20 protein-coding genes are annotated in these 22,826 nt (G+C 65.0%); 15 read left to right on the plus strand and 5 right to left on the minus strand.

Translation table 11 applies throughout. From position 1 onward, the window contains the following. Window positions 1-27: 27 nt before the first annotated feature. Window positions 28-465: a DUF6093 family protein gene (locus BKD26_RS38100; RefSeq protein ID WP_143662790.1), complete on the minus strand. Its 438-nt coding sequence runs from the start codon at window positions 463-465 to the stop codon at window positions 28-30. Further along, on the minus strand, window positions 455-832 hold the full coding sequence (locus BKD26_RS38105) for a hypothetical protein (RefSeq protein WP_084907726.1): 378 nt from the start codon (window positions 830-832) through the stop codon (window positions 455-457). The genes BKD26_RS38100 and BKD26_RS38105 overlap by 11 nt, the downstream gene beginning before the upstream one ends. A gap of 214 nt (window positions 833-1,046) precedes the next feature. On the opposite strand from BKD26_RS38105, the gene BKD26_RS38110 reads away from it, so the two are divergent. From BKD26_RS38110 to BKD26_RS38135, 6 genes are all read left to right on the plus strand, one after another. Continuing rightward, window positions 1,047-2,276: a helix-turn-helix transcriptional regulator gene (locus BKD26_RS38110; RefSeq protein ID WP_084907727.1), complete on the plus strand. Its 1,230-nt coding sequence runs from the start codon at window positions 1,047-1,049 to the stop codon at window positions 2,274-2,276. 158 nt (window positions 2,277-2,434) lie between these two features. Next, window positions 2,435-2,815, plus strand: coding sequence for a hypothetical protein (locus tag BKD26_RS38115; RefSeq protein WP_241519041.1), 381 nt, complete (start codon window positions 2,435-2,437; stop codon window positions 2,813-2,815). A 151-nt stretch (window positions 2,816-2,966) separates the two neighbouring features. After that, window positions 2,967-3,326, plus strand: coding sequence for a hypothetical protein (locus tag BKD26_RS38120; RefSeq protein ID WP_031070128.1), 360 nt, complete (start codon window positions 2,967-2,969; stop codon window positions 3,324-3,326). 5 nt (window positions 3,327-3,331) lie between these two features. After that, window positions 3,332-4,633: a radical SAM protein gene (locus tag BKD26_RS38125; RefSeq protein ID WP_084907741.1), complete on the plus strand. Its 1,302-nt coding sequence runs from the start codon at window positions 3,332-3,334 to the stop codon at window positions 4,631-4,633. Beyond that, the gene (locus BKD26_RS38130) at window positions 4,630-5,535 is read left to right on the plus strand and encodes a radical SAM protein (protein ID WP_084907742.1); all 906 of its coding nucleotides are present in this window, start codon (window positions 4,630-4,632) and stop codon (window positions 5,533-5,535) included. The genes BKD26_RS38125 and BKD26_RS38130 overlap by 4 nt, the downstream gene beginning before the upstream one ends. Before the next feature lie 34 nt (window positions 5,536-5,569). Next, window positions 5,570-6,340, plus strand: coding sequence for a hypothetical protein (locus tag BKD26_RS38135; RefSeq protein WP_084907744.1), 771 nt, complete (start codon window positions 5,570-5,572; stop codon window positions 6,338-6,340). A 58-nt stretch (window positions 6,341-6,398) separates the two neighbouring features. Here the strand turns inward: BKD26_RS38135 and aspS are convergent, their stop codons facing one another. Continuing rightward, window positions 6,399-7,709: an aspartate--tRNA(Asn) ligase gene (gene aspS, locus BKD26_RS38140; RefSeq protein WP_084907746.1), complete on the minus strand. Its 1,311-nt coding sequence runs from the start codon at window positions 7,707-7,709 to the stop codon at window positions 6,399-6,401. A 425-nt stretch (window positions 7,710-8,134) separates the two neighbouring features. On the opposite strand from aspS, the gene BKD26_RS38145 reads away from it, so the two are divergent. From BKD26_RS38145 to BKD26_RS38155, 3 genes are read left to right on the plus strand one after another with little or no spacing between them, the layout of a single operon-like run. Then, window positions 8,135-8,533, plus strand: coding sequence for a GNAT family N-acetyltransferase (locus BKD26_RS38145; protein WP_277622448.1), 399 nt, complete (start codon window positions 8,135-8,137; stop codon window positions 8,531-8,533). Beyond that, on the plus strand, window positions 8,530-9,480 hold the full coding sequence (locus BKD26_RS38150) for a hypothetical protein (protein ID WP_241519042.1): 951 nt from the start codon (window positions 8,530-8,532) through the stop codon (window positions 9,478-9,480). The genes BKD26_RS38145 and BKD26_RS38150 overlap by 4 nt, the downstream gene beginning before the upstream one ends. 42 nt (window positions 9,481-9,522) lie before the next feature. Continuing rightward, window positions 9,523-11,049: an amino acid permease gene (locus tag BKD26_RS38155; RefSeq protein ID WP_241519043.1), complete on the plus strand. Its 1,527-nt coding sequence runs from the start codon at window positions 9,523-9,525 to the stop codon at window positions 11,047-11,049. A 566-nt stretch (window positions 11,050-11,615) separates the two neighbouring features. Here BKD26_RS38155 and BKD26_RS38160 read toward each other — a convergent pair. After that, window positions 11,616-12,470, minus strand: coding sequence for a GNAT family N-acetyltransferase (locus BKD26_RS38160; protein ID WP_084907748.1), 855 nt, complete (start codon window positions 12,468-12,470; stop codon window positions 11,616-11,618). A gap of 261 nt (window positions 12,471-12,731) precedes the next feature. Here BKD26_RS38160 and BKD26_RS38165 point away from each other — a divergent pair, with 261 nt between their 5' ends. Continuing rightward, window positions 12,732-14,972 carry a hypothetical protein gene (locus BKD26_RS38165; protein WP_179166867.1) on the plus strand — a complete coding sequence of 747 codons (2,241 nt, stop codon included), beginning with the start codon at window positions 12,732-12,734 and terminating at the stop codon, window positions 14,970-14,972. A 186-nt stretch (window positions 14,973-15,158) separates the two neighbouring features. Continuing rightward, window positions 15,159-16,610: a DNA phosphorothioation-associated putative methyltransferase gene (locus tag BKD26_RS38170; RefSeq protein WP_084907750.1), complete on the plus strand. Its 1,452-nt coding sequence runs from the start codon at window positions 15,159-15,161 to the stop codon at window positions 16,608-16,610. Here the strand turns inward: BKD26_RS38170 and dndA are convergent. Then, entirely contained in the window at window positions 16,602-17,744 is a 1,143-nt protein-coding gene (dndA, locus tag BKD26_RS38175; protein ID WP_084907777.1) for a cysteine desulfurase DndA, read from the minus strand. The two genes, BKD26_RS38170 and dndA, sit on opposite strands and share 9 nt — an antisense overlap. An 83-nt stretch (window positions 17,745-17,827) precedes the next feature. On the opposite strand from dndA, the gene dndB reads away from it, so the two are divergent. Genes dndB through dndE form a run of 4 tightly spaced genes read left to right on the plus strand, consistent with a single transcriptional unit; the run spans window position 17,828 to window position 22,826 of the window. Next, entirely contained in the window at window positions 17,828-18,958 is a 1,131-nt protein-coding gene (gene dndB / locus BKD26_RS38180) for a DNA sulfur modification protein DndB (protein WP_084907751.1), read from the plus strand. Next, window positions 18,955-20,457, plus strand: a complete 1,503-nt coding sequence (dndC, locus tag BKD26_RS38185; RefSeq protein ID WP_084907752.1) for a DNA phosphorothioation system sulfurtransferase DndC — start codon at window positions 18,955-18,957, stop codon at window positions 20,455-20,457. Before dndB ends, dndC begins: the two co-directional genes overlap by 4 nt. Before the next feature lie 4 nt (window positions 20,458-20,461). Then, the gene (gene dndD, locus BKD26_RS38190) at window positions 20,462-22,459 is read left to right on the plus strand and encodes a DNA sulfur modification protein DndD (RefSeq protein WP_084907760.1); all 1,998 of its coding nucleotides are present in this window, start codon (window positions 20,462-20,464) and stop codon (window positions 22,457-22,459) included. Then, a complete protein-coding gene (gene dndE / locus BKD26_RS38195; protein WP_084907761.1) occupies window positions 22,449-22,826 on the plus strand; it encodes a DNA sulfur modification protein DndE in 378 nt (125 codons plus the stop codon). The genes dndD and dndE overlap by 11 nt, the downstream gene beginning before the upstream one ends.

The raw sequence follows: 22,826 nt of genomic DNA on the forward strand, positions 1-22,826 counted from the left end.
CCTCGCCGGTTACGCAGGCGACTTGACTCAGTCATTGAGAATCACCTGCACCCTGACGATGCGCACCACGCTGTAGGTGCCCACCGCTTCGTCGGAGACGCGGAACCGACGGCCCACCAACTGCGGGTCGCGGGGACCGCCGGGGCGCACGGAACCGGCCACACGGATCACGTCGTCGCGCCGCAGCATCGGGGCTTCCACCGGCAGCACGGCCTGGTAGTCGGTGGTCGGCGGCTCGACGGCGACCGACCCGCCCACGGGCTGGGTGATGGCCGGGCGGCCGAGCGGCATCACAGCGCCGAACCCGTCCCAGACCAGCTCCTCGTCCGGCGCAGGCGGCACGAGCCGGCCCGTGATCTCGTCCAGCACGTCATCCGTACGGCCTGCGCTGTCCCGCCAGGCTTCCAGCTTGTCGTCCAGGATGCGGCCGACGACTCGGCGCGCACCCTCCACGTCAAAGGCCACGAGCCCACTCCACAAGCTGGGTCAGCATCGCGTTTGTCAGCGAGTACGGCTCGGTGCCGAGGTCTGGCCGTGCCAGCGCGGCGCGCTCCAGAGCCTCCGGGTCGATCGCGTCCAGGAAGATGGCTGCCACTGGCCCCGGGGCGGGCGGGTCGGCAATCGCGACGCGGGCCATCCCCGACCACTGGCTGTCGCCGCGGTCCGCGACGTGCAGCAGGACCTCCGGCCGTTCCCCGGCGAAGTGGTTGACCGAGTACGCCTTGACGGCGCTCGGGTCGATTCGCGTGCCGTCGATCTCGATGTCGGCCCGACCGCCCCGGGCGCTGATCTCCACGCGCCGGGCGGTGGCCGTGTCGTTCGTCTGATCCATTCAGCCGACGCTAGGAGCAGTGTCGGACACCTCGAGGCGGCGGTAACGGAGCCCCGGTGGGCGCCGTCCCGTGCCTGGCCAGCCGTACGGACGTCCTGGTGTGGATCTACGGGTTTGCTCCGTCGGTCCGTTAACTCTTGGCGACGGGCCTTCTGGGCACCATTCGCAATACGTACTCTGGCCACAATGCTCCGATCAGCGAGGGGAAGCCGACGTGAATGAGAGCGTTATGCTGGGGGACCGACTTCGGGTGGCACGCAAGAGGCGGGGACTGTCCGCCGCGCAACTGGCCCAGCGGGTCGCGATCTCCCCCAGCCTGGTGCAGAAGCTGGAGTCCGGCGCGCGGAAGGCGACGCCGAGCCTGATTCTCGCACTGTCGAGGGCCCTGCACTTCGGCCCCGAGGTGCTGACCGGTCAGCCGTACTACGGGGACCCCGAGGCGGAGGACGGCGTGCACGCCGTCATTCCGGAGCTGAGGCGCATCCTGCTGTGCTTCGACACCCCAGATGAGCTGGAGACGCGTCCACGCGCTCTGCCAGTCCTGGCCTCTGAGGTGGACCAGATCGCAGCTCTCCGGCGTGATGCCCGGTACGTGCCGATGGGCCCGCTGCTCCCTCCGGTGATCACAGAACTGACCCACGTTGCTCTCAGCGCGCGTGGCGATGAACAGCAGAAGGCGTTCTGGCATCTGGCCCGCGCGTACCGTGCGGTCAACAGCCTGGCCCACAAGATGGGGCACCACGACCTCGGCAATACGGCCTTGGAAAGGGTGAGGTGGGCAGCCGACCGCAGTGGCGATCCGCTCATGCAGTTCACGGCCGGGTTCCTGGTGGCGGGGTCGATGCTGCGGCAGGGAGCTACCGAGTCGGCTCGTCGCAAGCTCAAGGGCCTGCGGCACGAATTGGAGCGGGCCCAGCCGGAGCATTCGTACACCGACGACGCGCTTGCGGTCGACGGGGCACTGCTGCTGAAGCTGGCGGTCGTTGAATCGCGGGACAACAACCCCGATGCGGCGGAAGAGTTCCTGCGCGAAGCAGAGCAAGTGGCGCTGATGGCCGGCAACCGGGACAGCCTGGCCTACGAGATGAGCTTCGGCCCCACAAACATCAAGATCCACTCGGTGCATACGTTGATCGACACCGGCGACAGCGAGCAGGCCCTCGCCCGGCTCGCTGAATGGGGACAGGGCGGAGCGGCATGGGCGCCGCCTGCCTCCACGGTGGGTGAGCGATCCAGCCACCATCACATCGACGTCGCCTCCGCACGCCTGGCGGAAGGTGACCGCGGCGGAGCGTTCGCAGAGCTGAAGCGAGCCCGGAAGATCGCGCCGAACCACACGCGATTCCACCCATCCGTGCGCGAAACGCTCGGCTCGCTGCTGCGCATGGACACGCACCCGTCCGTCGAGTTGTCCGCGTTCGGCACATGGGCCGGAGTCGCGTAGCACAACTCCCTTTACGCTCGAGGGACTTGGCCTGAATTGGGTGCGGACAGTTTGTCCGCGCACACCCGCCTCCAGAGTGGAATGGTCCTCTCACACTCAGTTGTGAGGGGGCCTTTCCTATGTCGGACGCGATCCCGACCACTCGACTGCCAAGGTGGATGCCTCTCGGCAGCGAGCCGGAGTTGTGTCCCGCCGGCACGTGGTGGGACGCCATCCGTGCACCCGAACATCTGGGCCGCAGGGCCGTAGAACTCATCGAGGAGCAAGGGCTCCCTGTGGGCTCCGTCGTCCTCGACGACGGCGGCCGTGAGCCGCGCATGTACTTCCTGACGCCGGTCGGCACCGCTGAACGGTGGGAGGAACAGGAAACTGTCGCGTTGGGACCGTCCTGCCACGTCCTGGTCCCGTCGGCGAACCGGACGTCCGGCCCCGGTCTCCACTGGTACCGGCTGCCCACCGGCCCCCGTGCCGTGATCTCACCTGACGGGCTTCACCGCGCCCTGATCAAGGCGCGCCGGGAGCGCGAAGGCCCCCATTAGGACTCGCTCTGCGGCCTGAACTCCTCCCCGTGGGAGCTGCCGCAGAGCGGCTAGGCGCCGCCCCACCCACTCCCCGTGGGGCGGCACCCGCCGGTCTCCGGCGGATGCAAGTGATTGTTCCAGCACGTCCGACACACAGAGAGGATCAACCGTGCCTCAAGCCAGGCGAGAGAAGAAGGATCACCTGATCTACGCGGACGTCGTGGACTCCAAGTCCAAGGCGGGCGTATGGATGGGTGAGCGGGCCTCCTTCCAGGAGAAGCAGGGCCGCATCATCGAGGCGCTCAAGGAGCAGACCGACTGGGTCGAGCTGAAGGACGCGATCATGGTCATCGGCACCGACCCGGCCGGCATCACGGTCATCGCCCCCAACCCGACCCTGCCCGGCGTGATCGTCCTCGCCGACGGTGGCTCCCCGGCCACCTCCGCGAAGCTCCAGGCCACCGCCGAGGACAAGGTCCGCGAGGTCATGGCCGAGCTCGGCATCGCCGAAGAGGAAACGGCGGCCTGACCAACATGGCCGTCCCCCGGATGCTGTGGGGGAAGTACTTCCAGTACGAGCGGGACGGGGAAGCAGTTCTCCTCGACCCGGTCGGGCTGGACAGTGTGTTCATCGACTCCGGCGAGGTCCACGACCTCGCCGGGGTCCCCCCGACCGCGACTCATGAAGCCCTCGCAGGGCTCGGCTTCACCTCCGACGGCCCCGTGGCCGACCGGCGAGAAGCACTCCGTAACCGTCTTCGACTCCTTGGCCTCGACGCCACACCTGACCGCATCAGTGGTCTGCGCGTAGTGCTCACCGACCGCTGCAACATGGCCTGCACTTACTGCTTCGTCGATACGAACACCGGCAAGCCGGACATGACGAAGGAGGAGCTGTCGGAGGGCCTGGAGTTCCTGTTCGAGCAGAACGCCGGCCAGGAAGAGGTGTCCATCCAGTGGTTCGGCGGCGAGCCGACGATCCGCTTCGACCTCATGCAGTACGGCGACCGGCTCGCAGACACCCTCGCCGACCGCTACGACGTGGCAAGGGTCCGGCGCACGGTCGTCACCAACGGGGCCCGTCTGACCGACGAAGCCCTCGACCACTTCGTCGCGTACGAGTACGGGGTCGGCATCTCCATCGACGGCCCCCCGGGCATCAATTCCGCCCACCGCCTCCTGCTCGGCGGACAGCCCGCAGACGACCGCATCCGCCGCAACGTCGCCCGATTCGTCGAGGCGGAGGGGCTGCACGTGGGCTGCAACCTCACCCCAACGGCCGCGAACATTGGGCGCTTGGCCGAAACTGTCCGGTGGATCATCGATGACCTCGGGCTGAAGTTCATCTACGTCAACACTCCCATCCCGACTGCGGGCCGCTGGCAGGTAAAGGGCGCCGACCTGGCTCAGGAGCTGTACGAGGCCCGGCTGGCCGCCCTGGGTCGCGGCGGAATGCTGTTCTCTGTCCTCGACCGCGCCTTCCAGGCTCTCGACACCCGACGGCCGATGCTGTTCGACCACATGCAGGGGGACCGCAGTCTGAACGCCGCCCTGCTGCCCGGCAACCGGGTCAGCCTGTGCGACATCAACTTCACCGAGCCGTCGTTCCTGCACACCCTGGACGAATTGCGGGCCGATCCCGGCCGCCTGGCTGGTGTGGCGAAAAACGTCGCACCCATTCCCGAGTGCGGGAACTGCCCGGCGCTCGCCATCTGCGGCGGCCCCTCCCGCAACGAGCAGGCCCTCGTCGGAGGCACCAGCCCTGATCCCGAGATGTGCGCGTTCTACACGAGCACCGTGGAGATCGCCGTGTGGGACAACACGGGGGTGCAATGAGCGTCAAAGTCCGTACGGCGCTGGTCTCCACGGCCGGGCACTGCAAGGTGGCCTGCGGCTTCTGCTTCCGCGCTGACCGTGCTCACGGCTTCCTCGACACCGCGACGTACACACGCACACTGTCGCGGCTGCGGGAGGCCGGCGTAGAGGGCGTATGTCTGACGGGTGGCGAGCCCACCCATCATCCGCAGCTCAGGCAGCTTGTACGGCTGGCGCACCAATTCGGCATGTCGGTGTCGATGGTGACCTCGGCTCGCTCCGTGGCCGAGGTCATCGCCCTCTCCCACGTGACCCACCTACTGAGCAACGTGACCGTGTCCGCCGACTCGCAAGGAGCGATGCTGCTGGGACGCACCACCCGCACGGCGGCCTCGGGCATCGCCACGCTACGCGCCATCAGCACCGAGACGAAGATCCTCCACATCACCTGCTGGGGCCTGAGCGACGATGAGTGCCAGGAGCTGGCCGACCTCGTGTCCGAGGCAGGCGTGGAGGTCCAGTTCAGCCCCGTCGTCCTCGACGAGCGCGCCTTGCGCCGGGACGGCAAGTCGGTCCAGGACTATCTGGTACAGCAGCATCTGGACGCCGACGTGCTGAGCCGCTACTTCAACCTGTCCGATCGGTACCGGGCCTACCTCGGCGAGCTCCGGGACCTCCAACTGCCACCGACGGGGGGCGAGCGGTGGTCGTGCCGCTCGGCGTCCGCGTACGTGTCCGCGGACGGTCACATACGGCGCTGTCCCTACGGCCAGGCATCAGTCAGCGTCCATGCGCCTCGGGCCAGCATCAGACAGTTCCTGACCGATCCGGCGCAGGACCGCGTGACCCCGGACTGTGCTGCAATCTGCCGATCCTCCGCCGCATCCGACGACCGCACGGCGTCGTGCGCCACGCCGGCGTGAGTGGCGCTACGTACACGACTCCATGGACCGCCCTATGACGATCACGACACCGGACGACTTCACACATCGGTGGCGGCAACCACCGAACTTCTCCCTGGAGGTCGCCTTCGACTATACGTTCCTGCCCGCCATCGACGTCCTCGACCACATCCGCCGGGACGCGGAAGTGCGCTTCACGATCCTCGGGGACGACGATTGGCAGGTGCGCATGGACCGCACCGCCGCCTTCCGCACCGCCCCGCTCGAAGAGATCGTCACGTGGCCGTTCCGGCTGGTGCACTTCAACCTCAGCCGCTTCTACGACGACCTTCTGCACGGCTTCCAGGACGAGGTGATGATCCCCTGGCGCGCCCATCTGTCCGCCCAGGGTTTCACCTGGCAGCGCCTGGCTCCGATCCTCTTCCTGTCCACCGAAGGCGCGTCCTCGACGTACCACAACGACAACTCGCACGGCCTGGTCTGGCAGGTGCATGGCACCAAAACGTTCCACAGCTACCTCACACCCGACAAGCACCTCTCAGCCGAGGCCGCGGTGATCGGCGAGACGACGGGTGAGGAGCCGCCCGAGCATGACGCGGCCGACCGCCAGTCCGTCGTCATGCGGCCCGGCGACCAGTTGTGGAGCCATGCCCTGACCCCCCATTGGGTCACCACCGAGTCGTCGCTCGCCATGAGCGTCACCCTCTCCCACGGCGGCCTGTGCCACCAGGGGCACTTCTCCGAACGGGAGTTGGCGCTCCGGGCCTACTGGGACAAGAACCCTGCCGAGGCGTGGACGCATGACCTGCGCAGCGTCCGCTACTGAGACCGCGTCCCACGACACGAGGCATCGGCCCGTGTCGTGGGACGCGCCCATCAGCCGGTTACGGCGTGAGACGGTTCGGTCCGCGGAAGAGGAAGGTGGCCTCGCGGATCGACTCCAGACCGAGGAGCACCATCAGCACCCGGCCGAGGCCCATGCCAAGGCCGCCGTGCGGCGGGCAGCCGTACCGGAACGCGTTCAGGTAGTCCTGCAGCGGCTCGGGGCTCATGCCCTTCTCGGCGGCCTGCTTCAGCAGCACGTCGTACCGGTGCTCGCGCTGCGCGCCGGTGGTGACCTCCAGCCCCTTCCACAGAAGGTCGAAGCTCAGAGTCACACTCGGGTCGTCGGCCGGCCGCATGTGGTAGAAGGGCCGGATGCTCACCGGGTAGTGCGTGATGAACACGAACTCGTGGCCGGTGGCCTCCTGGATGTGGGCGCTGATGCTGCGCTCGCCCTCCGGGTCCAGGTCCTCCTTGATCCCTTCCGGGTCCCAGCCACCCTTTCGCAGGATCTCGTGCGCCTCGGCCATGGTGATGCGAGGGAAGGGCGTCGTCGGGACGGTGATCTCCACACCGAAGTGCTCTCGGATGGCCTCACCGTGGGTGTCGGCGACCTTCGCGATCGCGTGGGCGAGCATCTGCTCCTCGAACGCCATGACGTCCTCGACACCGTCGATCCAGGCGAGCTCGACGTCGACGCCGGTGAACTCGGTGGCGTGCCTGGAGGTGAACGATGGCTCGGCACGGAAGACGGGGCCGATCTCGAAGACCTTCTCGATGCCGGCCGAGATTGCCATCTGCTTGTAGAACTGCGGCGACTGCGCCAGGTAGGCGCTGCGGCCGAAGTAGCCGAGCTTGAAGACCTCCGCTCCGGATTCCGAGGCCGTCCCCATGAGCTTGGGGGTGTGCATCTCCGTGGCGCCCTGCGCGTAGGCGTACTCGCGCATCCCCTGTTCCAGGGTGGTCTGCACGGCGAACATCAGCTGCGTGGCGGTCCGACGGCGCACGTCCAGGAAGCGCCAGTCCAGCCGATGCTCAATGCCGGTGTGCTCGTCGATCGGCAGCGGCGTAGCGGCCAGGTTCAGGACCTCGACCGACTCAGGGACGAGCTCCAGGCCGCCGAGCTTGACCTGGGCGGCGTCCACGACGCGGCCGGTGATCTTGACTGCGGACTCGGGGGTGAGAGCTTCGAGCTGGGCCTCAAGCGGCCCGTCGTCACGCTTGTGGGTCACCTGCACCATGCCGGTGCTGTCCCGCACGATGACGAACTGCATCTTGCGCTGCAGGCGCAGGGTGTTTACCCACCCGCAGACAGTGACGGTACTGCCGACGTGTTCTCGCAGGTCAGAGACGTGTACGCGGCTTTGGATCATTGCGGTCCTCCGAAGGACGTCGTCATGATCCCTTGGGAGTGCGGGCGAGAAGGGCAACTCGCGGTGCCACCGCACTTTCGCCGCCACAGTGTGGCGGCCTCATTCGGGCCCGCTGACGGGGGCCAACCGGCGGGGCATTGGACCACCGAACGGGGTCGTTCCTCCCCGCGCTCAGGAGGGTCTTCGCCTCGGGGCGCGAGGCCGCCTTTCCAGCTTCCGGCGGCTCTCTCGGCTCGCGTGATCCCGGGCTACTCGTCTCCATCAACGCGTTGCCCAGCAGGATACGGATCTCACGGGCGCCGCCGCAATCAAGAACACACTTCTGAACGGGAGGAACGGCTGTGAGCGTGCCCGTGCGACGGGCGGTGGCCGCCGACGCCGGGGAGCTGGCCCGCCTACGCCAGCTATCGCTGACCTGCCCAGCGGTGCCTTGGAGCAGGCCCCGGGATGTACCGGACGGACCGTGGGTCCAGGAGTGCCAGCAGGTGTTCGCCGCCTTACTCCATGGCCCGGACACGGTCGCCGCGTTCGTGGTGGATGCGGCTCCAGGCCGCGTGGCGTCCTGTGCGGTGGGATTTCTTCTACCCCGGCTTCCTGGCCCAGGGAGCCGCAAGCCGTTCAACGGTGACATCAGCACCGTCGCCACCGATCCAGAGTTCCGCAGGCGGGGCTACGCCCGGGCAGTGGTGACGGCCCTCATGGACTGGATGGTCGTGCGCGGCTGCAAGCGCATCAGCCTCACGGCCAGCCCAGAGGGAGAGCCGCTCTATACGTCGCTCGGGTTCGTGTATGACGAACCTCGGATGACCTGGCGGGTCCAGTGATTGCCCGGCACCGGAGCGACCAGAGCGTCCCGCTCGATCAACACCCGGCGCGCGACGACGTCGCGCTGCGGCCGGCGGTGGAGGACGCCGCGATGGGCCGTTGGGAGGGGGCACGGGATCTGCTGGCGGCGACCGGCACGGACTGGGACCGCCGGATCTTCCGCCTTCAGGTACTGGCCGAGGCCGGAGCCCGCCTGCGGTTCGCCGACACCTGGGCAAGGGCCGAACCGCGCTCGCCACACGCACTCGCCCTTCTGGCCAACGTTCAGGCCCTTCGGTCCATGATCGTCGGGCCAGGCAGCAGCGGTCGGGGCCTGATGGAGGAAGCCTGGACCACCTGCCGTACGGCCCTGCAAACGTGGCCCGAGGACGTAGCGCCGCTGGTGGTGATGCTCGCGCTGCTACGTAGCCACGCCCCAAACCGCAAAACCCTGAACGCGGTGTGGGACGAGATCATCAAGCGCGACAGGTGGAATCGCGAGGCACACCACGAGGTCGTGACCTTCTTGCTCCCCCGCTACCACGGCGAGCAGGGCGAGGCGATGTGGTGGGCCGAGGAGCAGGCGACCATCGCCCCTCAAGGACTGCCGATCGCGGTTCTGCCACTCGTGGTGATCGCCGAGGCCCACCGGACCCGCCAGGAGCAGGACCGAGACGCCTACGGGCTCACGATCCATCCATGGGTCGACTGCCCACAGATCGACCACGTGCTGGAGGGTTGGTGGCGCTACCGCGCCCCGCGACCGCACGCCTGCTTCGCGGATGACGCCAACTACCTGGCTCACGCCCTGTCGTTCGCGAACCGTCACAGCGAGGCCCTGGAGGTCTTCGACGCGATCGGCCCGTACGCCACGCAGGTCCCCTGGTCGTACTGCGGACAAGCCCGCGACCTGTTCCTACGGCACCGCGCCTGGGCCTACAGCCCACCGCGGCGCCGACGCCGCTGAACCCTCGAAATACCCCACAAACCAACGAAGGACGGAATTCCTGTGCCCCTCGATGTCTCTCGCGTCTCTGACGAGGAACGCCTGAAGCAACTCGGCTACCAGCAGACGCTCTCCCGCTCCATGTCGGGCCGCGCCAACTTCGGCGTCAGCTTCACGATCATCTCCATCCTGTCCGGCTGCATGACCCTCTACGGCTACGGAATGAACACCGGCGGGCCAGCGGTGATCATGTGGGGCTGGCTGTTCGTCGGCTTCATGACGCTCTTCGTCGGGCTGTCCATGGCGGAGGTCTGCTCCTCCTACCCCACCAGCGCGGGCCTTTACTTCTGGGCGCACCGCATGGCGCCCGCGAGAACGGCCGCGGCGTGGGCGTGGTTCACCGGGTGGTTCAACACCCTGGGCCAGATAGCCGTGACCGCAGGCATCGACTTCGGCGCCGCCACCTTCCTCAACGCCTTGCTGGACCTGCAATTCGGCTACGCCGCCACGCCCGGCCACACCATCACGCTGTTCGGGATCATCCTCGCCCTGCACGGCGTACTGAACACCTTCGGCGTGCGCATCGTCGCCTTCCTCAACGAGGTGTCCATCTGGTGGCACATCCTCGGCGTCGTCGTCATCTGCGGCGCCCTGGTGCTCATCCCTGACCACCATCAGTCGACCAGCTTCGTATTCGGCGAGTTCGTCAACAACACCGGCTTCTCGTCGAGTGTCTACGTGGTGCTCATCGGACTGCTCATGGCCCAGTACACGTTCACCGGCTACGACGCCTCCGCCCACATGACCGAGGAGACCATCGACGCCTCCACCGCCGGCCCCAAGGGCATCGTCCGCTCGATCCTCGTCTCCCTCGCCGCCGGCTTCGTCCTGCTGTTCGGCTTCACCTACGCCATTCACTCCTACTCGGGCGCGCTCGAGTCGACCACCGGGGTGCCACCGGCGCAGATCCTGATGGACGCCCTCGGCGCGGCGGCCGGCAAGTGGCTGCTGCTGGTCATCATCGTCGCCCAGCTCTTCTGCGGCATGGCCTCAGTGACCGCCAACTCCCGAATGATCTACGCCTTCTCCCGCGACGGCGCACTCCCGTTCTCCAAGACGTGGCACAAGCTCAACCCGGCCACTCGTACCCCCACGAACGCCGTCTGGCTCGCGACCGGTGGGGCCTTCGCGCTCGGCCTGCCCTATCTGTGGAACAGCACCGCGTACGCGGCCGTCACCTCTATCGCCACCATCGGGCTCTACATCGCCTACGTGATCCCCACCTTCCTCCGGCTGCGCCAGGGCGACAGGTTCGAGCGCGGCCCCTGGCACCTCGGCTCCTGGTCCACCGTCGTCGGCACGGTCGCCATCGCATGGGTCTTGGTGATCACCGTGCTGTTCATGCTGCCGCAGACGTCCCCGATCACCGCGCGCACCTTCAACTACGCGCCCGTCGCGGTCGGCGTCGTCGTGGCCTTCTGCGGTGCCTGGTGGCTGGTCTCGGCCCGTAAGTGGTTCCTCAACCCGGCGCACTCCCGCCGCTCTGGTCTCAGCCGGGAAGCTCGCGGACAGGAGGCTCACCGCCGATAGACTCCCTCCGACAACCCGGGCCCCCAGCGTCGCGGTCAGCTCGTACAAGTGGTTGTGCGCAGCGTGCGGGCACGAGAGACGGTCTTGAAGCGGATGCACACCGCGACGCTCAGCCATCTGGTCACACACGACTGGCCCGTAAATGATCTCCGAATGTGAGTTGGCTGCGTTTCACAGGCGCGGGAAGCGTTCGAAGTCATGCCACCCTCGGCTCACCACCGTGCCACCCCTCGTCTGAGGATCTGCCGAGGCACCCGGCCCTGTTGCTAACGCGGACCAATGGCTGGGTCTATCCCCCGCTTGCCCGCGTGCCGATGGGTCCCTCAAGGTAGCGATCGGCACGCGGGCAGCAACGTTCCCGCCACTCACGGAGTGCCGCCACGCCGATATCCGGCCCACAAGCGTCCGCCGGCCCGAGCCAGGACATCGTCGACCTCGCCGACAAGGCGTCAGGCAGGCGGGGATTGAGTCCAGGTGCTGCGGCTTCGAGGCGGCGCGCCAGCCACGTGTTCGCTGCGCTGCCCGCAGCCCTCCGGAGCTCTTCGACGGGTCTCCGGCGCGGCACACTAAAAGTCGTACACCGCAAAGTCGGCGATCGAGCGGTACCCGAGCCGCTGGTAGAGGCCGTTGCTAGTAGGGTTGGCCAGATCCGCGAACAGCAGCACCTCCTCCGCGCCCGAGGCCAGCGCGGCCCGGCTCACCTCGACCGTCGCGGCGCCCCCGTAGCCACGGCCGCGCAGGTGGGCCGGGGTGTAAACGGGTGCCACCCGGATCTGGCCGGCGACCATCGGGGTCACACCCGCCATGGAAACGGGGGTGCCGTCCGGGGTCTCCCAGAACGTGACGCGTCCGTCGGCGATGCGCGTGTCCGCCCAAGAGCTGTTGTCCGCAGAGGGGGTTCCTCCGATGGCGGTAACGAACTCGCGGTGCCACAGCATGAGTTGCTCGCGGTCCTCCTCGCCCGCGACTCGCCCCCGGCCCTCAGGGAACGGCTCCGGCGGTGTGAGCGTGCCCAGGCGGTACAGACGCTCCTGCTCGTGCAGCGTCGGTCTCGCGCCCGTGTGCCGCTGCCAAGCCTCGGCGAAGGAGGCGGCGGTGTCGTGGTCCGCGTTGACGCCGGGGAGGGGGTGGCCGAGGCCGGCTAGGTGGGCGGCGAGGCTGTCGGCCTCTTCGGGAGTGAGGGGGGTGACGGTCAGGCGGCGGGGCGGGGTACGGAAGAAGGTCGCGCGGACCTCGCCCGCCCGCTCCAGCACGCCGAAGATGGGGGCTTCGGAGCCATACGCGTCCGTCCCGCGCTTACGTAGTGCCTCGGTCACCGTCAGTGGGACGGTGTGCAGGGCGGGGCGCGAGTGCAGGAAGTCTCCGGCTTGAGCGAGAAAGTCGTCGAGGTCTTCGGTGAGGTGCCAGTCATCCGGACTCATGCCTCATGATCCCTCGTACCGTCGGCGTGCGCCCGTGGGTTTCCGCTGGGCGAGGCGACAGGGCCTAGCGTGCCGCGCAGAAGCCACTCGCTGGCCCGGCGGACTGACTGTCCCCCAGCCGCCACCTGAGCCGCCGCCAGTAGCCTTTCTCTCATGACCAGTTCACACTCTGGCCGGTATCCCGGTGAGTCGTTTGCTCGTCCAAGCTATCGGCTGCACACCCTTGGATGGCGAGCGTTCGAGGATCTCGCCTTGGCCATCATGAGAGAGATCCTGGGGCCGACAGTGGTGAGCTTCGCCGAAGGCAGCGACGGCGGACGTGATGGCGCCTTCTATGGGGATTGGGATCCGGACCCCAAGACGCCGGCTCCATTCGGGGGCACGGGTGCCAGCAGACTAAAAGGCCCTTTTGTTATCCAATGCAAGTTTGTTCAGAACGAGTCGGACACGCTCAAACCCTCAGACGTCACCGGCGAAGTGAAGAAGGTCAGCAGACTGGCGGCAGATCAAATCTGCTCAACTTATGTGCTCATGACTAATGCGCGCGTCACAGCAGACAGCGAGAGAGTGATGCGGGACATGTTTCAGGCTGCTGGAGCCAAGGACGTCCTCGTGTTGAGCGGGACTTGGATACAGGAAATGATCACCAGCAGTGTGAGCCTGCGCAGGCATCTTCCTCGGATGTACGGGCTGGGTGACTTGACTCAGATTCTTGATGAAAGACGGTACAGCCAAGCCCACGCTTTCCTATCACGCCTCGGCGACGAGAGCCTAGCCACGTTCGTGCGAACCAAATTCTACGCACAGGCCATGGACTATCTGGATAATCATGGGTTCGCCATCCTTGTCGGTGGGGCGGGTTCTGGGAAGTCGATCACTGCGGCTGCTCTTGCCATCGGTGCAGTGGATGCTTACGGGAGTGCCGTCATTAGGGTTGACGCACCTGAGGAATTCCGGGACGCGTGGAACCCGCACGAGCCAGACCAGCTCTTCTGGGTTGACGACGCGTTCGGCGTCTTTAGGTTCGATGCCCGGTCTACCGAGAAGTGGGTTCGCAATTCCGGGCTGATGCGAACTGCGATCAAGAACGGTGCACGTTTTGTCTTCACTAGCCGCGATTACATCCTTGAAGCCGCACGGGGCGAGTTCAAGGGGACCGCAAGGGAACTCATCGATCGCCGGGTGGACCTGTCTCCCCATGGCCTGACGGTGAGAGAAAGGGAGCAGATTCTCTACAATCACCTACGGCACGGAGACCAGCCCAAGAGCTTTCTCACAGAAATCAAGGGCCATCTGCACGTCGCGGCTCGATCCACATCCTTCACTCCCGAGCAAGCCAGGAGACTGGGCAGCATCTACTTGTCATCCGGACTTGAGAGTGGATCGGAGCGGCAACTGCTGGAATTCTTCGAGAATCCCATTGACCATCTCTGTGAGGTACTCAGAGGACTGGATCAAGATTCGCTTTCGGCGTTGTGCCTGGTGTACATGGCCGGCGCAGGCTTGAAGTCACCTATCGCCTTCACCTCGCGGGAGGTAGAAGCACTGGATCTCATAGGGGGAACCAAGGCCGGAGTGACTCGGGCCCTCGGCCGCTTGAGCGGGTCGTTCCTCCTTAGGGTCGACACTCAGACCAGTCCACGATGGAAGTTCTACCATCCCAGTTTGGCGCACGCCCTGGCGAAACACATCGGCCAGAACACCGAGTTGGTCGAGATCTTTATCTCCGGACTGACCGAAAGAGCACTGTTCACCATGGTCGACTGTGGCGGCCAACAAGACGTCTCACGCGAGACCGTCGTGATCCCGGAGGTGTGCTACGACCTCCTCATCAACCGAATCTCGGAACTTCAGGACACTCGTCTTCTCTGCGAGTCGCCGGAATTTGCCGAGTTCCTCTCGTCATGCTGCAGCCCCGCCTTCCTACTGAGGCTTGCAGAGTTGAGAGGAGACATCATCGAGAAGTTCACCAGTGTAGACACGCTTCACTTCGGGGCCAGTGGCATCAAGCTCTTGGCTCGCCTATGGAAAGCCGGGCTCCTGTTGGATAAGGAACGGAGGTCTGCCGTTGTCAAAATCATAGAGAGCGCCGCATCCCTCCCCATCGATCTTGAGGTCGACTTCGACTGGGCAAAGACATCCGCAACCAGTGAACTCACCACATCAGATGAGTACCAAGAACTCCGAGAGCGAGTCTTCCGCGACGTCATCCCCGAACTAGCGGACGTGATCGAGGACCCGGGAAGCACCATCGAATGGGAATCCGAAGAAGACTGGCTCTACATTGCGCGACACTACGAGGCCGCTGTGCACGCATACCGCGCCGCCTACGAGGACCACCCCGATGCTTCCGCTGAGCTCTCGTACACCGAAGACGTACTCCGCACCTACCTGTACTCGTCTCCCCTGTGCGGTGGGGGCTTCGAAGAGGAGGAGAGCGAAGAGGCACGCGGCGAGGGCACTGGGAGCCGGAGCATCTTCGACGACCTGGACTCCGTCTAAGCGCGGGGGCGACCCGACACCACGTACCCACAGAGAAGTACATCGCCCCCAGCTGTAGACGTCCCCGTCGCTGGCCGCCGGTCGCCTTCCCGAGTTCCCGAGTTCCCGAGTTCCCGAGTTCCCGCCAAGCCTAGGAGCGCCCGACGTTACCCTCCGCGTGTCCCCCAGTTATGCAAGGGCGTGAGCATGGAGCAGCAGGCATGGAACAGCGACCGCAGACTCACCGCGATCAGCCGCACAAGCCTCTCCGTGCCTGCCCGACAGGCTGTGATCGACAGGCAGGTACTTCCCGGACGTACCGTCCTTGACTACGGTTGCGGCCGCGGTGGTGACGTGCGCACCCTTCAGCAGCTGGACTACCGCGCCGTTGGCTGGGATCCGTTCTACCTACCGGAGACGAGGCTGGAGCCCGCGGACGTTGTTCTTCTTACCTACGTCCTCAACGTCATCGAAGATCCGCAGGAGCGGCGAAAGACGCTGAAGGCAGCGTGGGAACTGGCGGGAACAGTCCTGGTCGCCTCAGCACGACTTACCTGGGAGAAGTCGAAGGTCCGCGGTGAGGCGTTCGGTGACGGCCTGCTCACCAGCCGGCAAACGTTCCAGCACCTCTTCGGGGCGAGCGAACTGCGCAACTACGTCGAAGGAGTAACGGGCGTACGGACTGTCTCCGCGGCGCCAGGGATTGTCTACGCCTTCAAGGATGAGACGGCGCGGCTGAGCTACCTCGCTCAACGGATCGTTCCCGACGCGGAGTGGCTCGCCTCCGAAGACACGACCTCGGCGATCGCCGCAGTGGTCGACCACGTGGAACGGCGCGGGCGCCTTCCCCGTATGGAGGAAGTACCCCAGCCGATGGCTGAGCTTCTCGGCCACCTACGCCCCAATGAACTGCGACGCCTTGTCCGGGACTCCGCCGAGCAAGCCAAGGTCGAGGAGGGCCGCAAGCGGACCACGCTCAATACGCTGCTCTTCCTGGCCGTCGAACTCTTCAACGGCCGCGGCCCTTTCAGCAGCCTCCCCCTGAGTGTCCAGCTCGACGTCCGTGCCTTCTTCACCTCCTACAAGGAGGCATGCCAGCGATCCGACCGTCTTCTGCTGAAACTTCGCGACGACGCGTACCTCCGCGGAGCCATGAACGCCTCCGCGGTCGGGAAGCTGACCCCGACCGCGTTGTACGTGCACCAGCGCGCCCTCGACCGCATGCCCACGATCCTGCGCCTGTACGAGCACTGCGCCTCGATCGCGGCCGGCCGCCCACAGGATTGGACCGTGGCCAAGCTGCGTCACCAGGGACGGGCCGTGAGCTGGTTGGACTACCCCGACTTCGACAGCGACCCGCACCCGCGGATCCTGTCGTCGTACCAGGTAGATCTGAAAACGCTCGAGACCTCCCACACCTCGTACTCCGAATCCAAGAACCGGCCGCTACTGCACCGCAAGCACGAGTTCCTGGCTGCCGACGATCCGGACGTCGAGCGTTACAAACGACTCACGGCAGCAGAGGTGAAGGCGGGGCTGTACGAGCACCCTCACCTCATCGGTACGGAGGACGGCTGGGAAGCCGAGCTTCTCCGCTGTGGGCGCGAGTTGCGGGGACATCGTCTGGTCCGGCGGGCACCGCATGAACGATCAAGCTGAGTCCGGCTGCAAGCGCATGATCGCATTTGCCAGCTCGGTGGGTTCCAGGTCCGTCGTCTGGCTGGGGAACCACGACAGGCGGAGCCCGTTGGAAGCCACTTCTTCAGGCAGGCCCATGGCGGTTAGGACGTGGCTGGGGGTGTAGGAGGCGCTCGTGCAGGCGGAGCCCGTCGCTACGGCGACCTGGTCCTTCAGCATCACGATGAGCGCCTCGGCGTCCACGCCGTCGAAGGTCAGGTTGAGGATGTGAGGGACCATGTGGTCTTGGTCACCGTTGATACGGAAGCGGGTCTTCGCGAGTGCGTCCAGGAGGCGAGCACGGAAGGCAGCCGCTTCCTTGTTCCACTGGGCGTGTTCCTTGTGGAAGATCTTCGCCGCTTCCGCCAATCCCATGATCAACGGAACCGGGAGGGTACCCGGCCGCAGTTTCCGCTCCTGACCGCCGCCGAACATGATCGGCTTGAGGGGCAGGGTGTCCCAGCCGCGGTGGCGAGCCAGGAGCATCCCGACGCCCTTGGGTCCGCCGATCTTGTGCCCGCTGACGCTGATCATGTCGATCGGCGCCGTGAGGTCCTGCGTCAGCTTCCCGTAGCCCTGTGCGGCATCCACGTGCATGTATGTGGAGGTCTCACGCAGCTTGTGAGCGAGCTCGGCGACAGGCTGCACGACCCCTGTCTCATTGTTGACGTGCATGAGCGATACCAGCAGGGTGTCCGGACGCAAGCGTTCCATCACGGCGTCGGCGCTGACGCGTCCTGACGGGCCGGGTTCGATGAAGTCGACCTCGAAGCCCCGTGTCTGCAGGTACTCAAGAGGCTCGATGACCGCTTTGTGCTCAATTGCCGAGGTGATGATGTGACGTCGGCCAGTCTCTTCACCATGGGGGGCCAGACCCAGCAGGGCGATGTTGTTGCTCTCGGTCGCGCCGCTGGTAAAGATCAGCTCGTCCACCTCGGCATTAAACGTGCCGGCCAGGTACTGACGCGCCTGCTGCACGGCACGCTTCGCCCGGGAGCCGTACTCGTGGGTGCGACTGCCTGCGTTACCGAACTCCTCAGTCATCCAGTGCAGGACAACCTCGGCCACGCGCGGGTCCACGCGCGTGGTCGCTGCCGCGTCGAGATACGTCACCACTAGCCCCACCACACCTCTGTGCGTTATTCCTGCATACCCTGTACGTCTAATCCCTGACGTACAAGTACGATACCGTTGCGTAGGTGGGATCACAGTCACCTTCGCAGCTCGCAGACGCCGCTACCTCCTCAGGCTTCGAGTACATCTTTCCAGCCATCCGAGGGGTCCAGGCGGGGCGCGAGTTCTACGTGTCCATGTGTCCGCTTCGTCTCATCCCGAAGATCTTCCTGTTCGATGAGGACGAGCTGGCCCCTGAAGTCCGCGCGCAACGGGTGCTGAACAAGGGGAGACTCCCAGCCCTCACTCGGTACATCGTGGACAATCCGGACGATTATGTCTTTAGTGCGCTGACGGCGTCCGTGGACGGCGAGATGCACTTCGAGAGCATCTCTGACTCCGGTGTGGGGATGCGCGCAGGGCAGATCCGCATCCCCATGGCCGCTCGCTTCCTCATCAACGACGGCCAGCACCGTCGAGCTGCGATCGAACAGGCACTGAAGGAGAACCCGGATCTCGGCGAAGAGACCATCGCCGTCGTCTTCTTCCACGATGCCGGCCTCGCCCGCTGCCAGCAGATGTTCGCCGACCTCAACCGTCACGCCGTTCGCCCGGCCCGGTCCATCGGCGTGCTCTATGACCACCGAGACGACCTGGCCATCATCACCAGACTGCTTGCCATGAAGTCGCCCGTCTTCAAGGGACACGTGGAGATGGAGAACAGCACTCTCTCCCAACGGTCCCGCAAGCTGTTCACTCTCAGTGCTGTCTATTACGCAACTCAGTCTCTTCTTCAGGGACTTGAGGTTAAGAAGGAGCAGGCGCAGACACTCGCTGAGCAGTACTGGGAGGCCATTGACGCGGTCATCCCGGAATGGTCTCTGGTCCGCCGCCGCGAGTTGACGGCGCCCGAGGTTCGTCGTGACTTCATCCATAGCCATGGCATCGCACTGCATGCCCTAGGCAGGATCGGTAACACCTTCCTGAGGAACGCACATTCTCCCAAGGCGTGGAAGCCGAAGTTGGCCCGCTTGAAGTCCGTGGACTGGACGCGCAGCAACACCGACTGGGAAGGCCGAGCACTCGTGGGTGGCCGCGTGTCGAAGAGCCACCAGAACCTGACTTTGACTGTGAACTACCTCCGACACCACATGGACCTTCGGCTCAGCCCCGAAGAACAGCGTGTAGAGGACGCATACGCACGAGGAGATGCATGAGCACCGTGGCACGTCCCGTGGCCTTCCAGGGCCGGGGCCTTTCCGAGGTCGTGAACGAGCTGACCGATGAAGTACGTGAGCTCTACACCGCGGACGAGGTGCCTTGGGTCATCGGCTACAGCGGTGGAAAGGATTCCACCGCCGTCCTTCAACTCGTATGGCTTGCTCTGCAAGGACTGCCGGCCGAGCAGCGCACCAAGCCAGTACATGTGATCAGTACTGACACGCTGGTAGAAAACCCCATCGTTGCTGCCTGGGTGTCGCAATCGCTTGAGACGATGAAGAAGGCCGCGGCCGAGCAGAACCTGCCGATCGAACCGCACCGGCTCACCCCCAAGGTGGAGGACACCTTCTGGGTCAACTTGATTGGCCGCGGATACCCGGCCCCTCGGCCGAAGTTCCGTTGGTGCACTGAGCGCATGAAGATCAAGCCATCGAACCGCTTCATCCGCCAGGTTGTGCGCCGTCATGGTGAAGCCATTCTCGTCCTCGGTATCCGCAAGGCTGAAAGTCAGGCCCGCGCCCGAGCCATGGCAAAGCATGAGAAGCGGCGCGTGCGCGACCGCCTGTCTCCTAACGGCAACCTCCCAAACTCGCTCGTGTACAGCCCTATCGAGGACTGGACCAACGACGAGGTCTGGGCGTTCCTCATGCAGAAGGCCAATCCTTGGGGTTACAAGAACAAGGACCTGCTCACCATGTACCAGGGGGCATCCAGCGACTCCGAATGTCCGCTGGTTGTGGACGACACCACCCCGTCCTGCGGTGACAGCCGGTTCGGCTGCTGGACATGCACGCTTGTGGACCAGGACAAGTCCATGACTGCCATGATCCAGAACGACCCCGAGCAGAAGAAGTGGATGCGTCCACTCCTCTCTCTGCGTAACGAGCTGGACGACGTGTCGAAGGAGAAGGAGACACGGGACTTCCGGCGGATGAACGGGCGCGTGCAGCTGTTCAACGACCGCATCATCCAGGGCCCCTACACCCAGAAGGCTCGCGAGGACTGGCTGCGGAAGCTGCTTCGCGCCCAGGCGCACGTCCGTAGGGAAGGTCCCGAGGAAGCCCGCAACATCGAGCTGATCACGATGGAAGAGCTGCACGAAATCCGTCGGATCTGGGTGTTCAAGAAGCACGAGGTAGAAGACATCCTCCCGCGGATCTACGAGGAAGAGACCGGCGAGAAGTTCCCTGGGCAAGACCTTGAGGAGAGCCTGGTCATCCGCGCCAACGAGATCGACCTCCTCCGCAAGATCTGCGGCGACGACGAAATCCACTTCACCATGGTCCGTGAACTACTGGCTGTTGAACGTGAATACAGGACCAAGACGCGGCGCAAGGGTCTTTACGAGGCGCTTGAGAAGGTGATCGAGAAGGGGTTCTACGAGAGCAAAGAGGACGCGCTGGAGTTCGCGCAGCTTAAGCAAGCCATGCACGAGAGTGGCGTCCGACCTGAGACCACAGACCAGCACCAGGCCCCAACTTTGGACGAAGAGTAAAACGATGCTCCTGCACAACATCACGCTGCGCGACTTTGGGGCTTACCAAGGCGAGCAGCGGCTCGACCTACGCACAGAGCCCGGGCGCCCCATCGTCCTCATCGGTGGGCTGAATGGCTGTGGCAAGACCACGCTTCTCGATGCCATCCAGCTCGTACTCTACGGACCCAAAGCGGACTGCAGCGGCCGCGGCAATCGCCCTTACAACGACTACCTTCAGCAGTGCATCAACCGAGAGGCCGATCCCGCCGAAGGCGCATCCATCGCCTTGGAGTTCTCCATCACTGTGGAGGGGGAAGAGCACTACTATCGTGTCGTCAGAAATTGGTACTTCACCGGCAGTAAGACGCTACGTGAATTCCTGACTGTCTTGGTCGACGGCGAGTTCAGTCGCCCACTGACAGAGGGCTGGGCCGATCACGTTGAGACGATCCTTCCGCTCGACGTAGCCACGCTCTTCTTCTTCGACGGAGAGAAGATTGAGGAGCTTGCCGATCCACGAAGCGCAGCCAAGGTCATCGAGTCGGCCATTCACTCCCTCCTGGGTGTCAGCGCCGTAGAACGTCTGCGGCAACTCCTGAAAACCCTCCAGAACCGTCAGCGGCTGTCCGACGCCGATCAAGACGTTCTGGACAAGATCCGGAAGCAAGAACTGGAGTTGGAGCAGGCCACTCAGGCTGCATCTGATGCCCATCAGCTAATGGCGGCAGCCCGCTCGGAACTTCTCGTCCGCCAGAAGGAATTGGATGACGTCGAGTACAAGTTCGAGCGTGCTGGTGGTAAGGAGTACGAGCGCAGGAAGGAACTTGAGGCCGAGCGTAACCGCGTCAAGAATCAAGCGGTGGCTACGAACAAGGCTTTGATCTCTCTAGCCGAAGGACCGCTCCCGCTTCTACTCCTGCAGGATCAACTCGCCGGAGTCCGGAAGCAGGCGGAGCTGGAAAAGGAAGCCGATGATGCCTCGCGCTTCCTCGGAGTCCTGGAGGAACGCGACGAGTGGCTGCTCATGCAGGTCGCAGACGAGCTGCCCGCTAATGCCCGCTCCGCGCTTAAGAGGAAGCTCACTGGCGATCGCAAGAAGCGTGCGAGGGCCGCTGACCTTGAGCACAACCTCGGACTCCCTCACGACGCCTTGCTGCAGTTGTCGGCACTGGACCAGGCGCTGGCCAGTGACTCCGCCCGGGCCCGCGATCTGCTGAAGGAAGCTGCCGACATCGCGGAGCATCTCGAGGCTGCCCAACAGCAGGTAGACACCGTGCCTGACGACGAGTTCATCGGCGGGCTCGTTGAGGAGCGCCGGACCGCTATCGAGAGGATGGCGGTTGCACAGGCGCAGTTCCAGCGAGGAGAAACCCTGCACGCTGAAGCTGTCGCACGACGCCATAGGCTAGAGGATGAGCTTGACCGTGCTCATCGATCCCGCCGTGCGGCCGAGTGGCGTTCTGCGTGGCTCGAACGAGTGGTCAAGTACTCAGAGAAGACACGCGGCACCCTGGAACAGCTCGGGGACGACCTTCTCGCTCACCACATCGAGAACGTCGAAGCCGCCGTGTTGCACAGCTTCAACACGCTCATGCGCAAGCAGGGCCTCATCCGTGACATCCAAATCAACACGGACGACAAGTTCGCCCTTGTCCTCACCGGCCCGGATGGCGAAACCATCGACCCGGGCCGGTTGAGCGCCGGCGAACGCCAGCTGCTTGCCGTCTCCCTCCTGTGGGGCCTGGCCAAGACCGCCGGCAACCGGCTGCCGAGCGTCATCGACACGCCGCTCGGCCGTCTGGACAGCAAGCACCGGGAGCACCTCGTGGACCGCTACTTCCCCAAGGCTGGCCGCCAGGTGCTGCTCCTGTCCACGGACGAGGAGATCGACGAGAAGCTGCTCGGTCGCCTCAAGCCCTATCTCTCCCACACGTACACCCTCGTCCACGACGACAAGACCTTCACCACCACCGTCGAACCGGGCTACTGGTGGACCGCAGGAGCAGCGCATGTCGCTTGAGACCATCCGCCTCTCCCAGACGGCCAAGGACCAGCTCGTCTGGCTCAAGCGCCATACCGGCATCACACACTGGAATGTCCTGTGCCGCTGGGCTCTCGCACTGTCCCTGCGTGACGCTTCGACTCCGCTGGTTAAGGACATCGTCACCGACTCGAACGTCGAAATGAGCTGGAAGACGTTCGCTGGAGCGTACGGGGACGTATACCTCGCCTTGCTGAAACAGCGGTGCCTCGCAGACGGCGAAGAGCCCACAGACGAAGCCGTCTCCCGCACATTGATCATCCACATTCACCGCGGCGTCGGTTTCCTCCACGGGCGACGCGATCTGAGAAGCATCAGCGACTTCGTGTCGCTCGCGGTGGCTTGA

It is taken from the genome of Streptomyces sp. CB03238, from assembly GCF_002099185.1.
GTDB lineage: Bacteria > Actinomycetota > Actinomycetes > Streptomycetales > Streptomycetaceae > Streptomyces.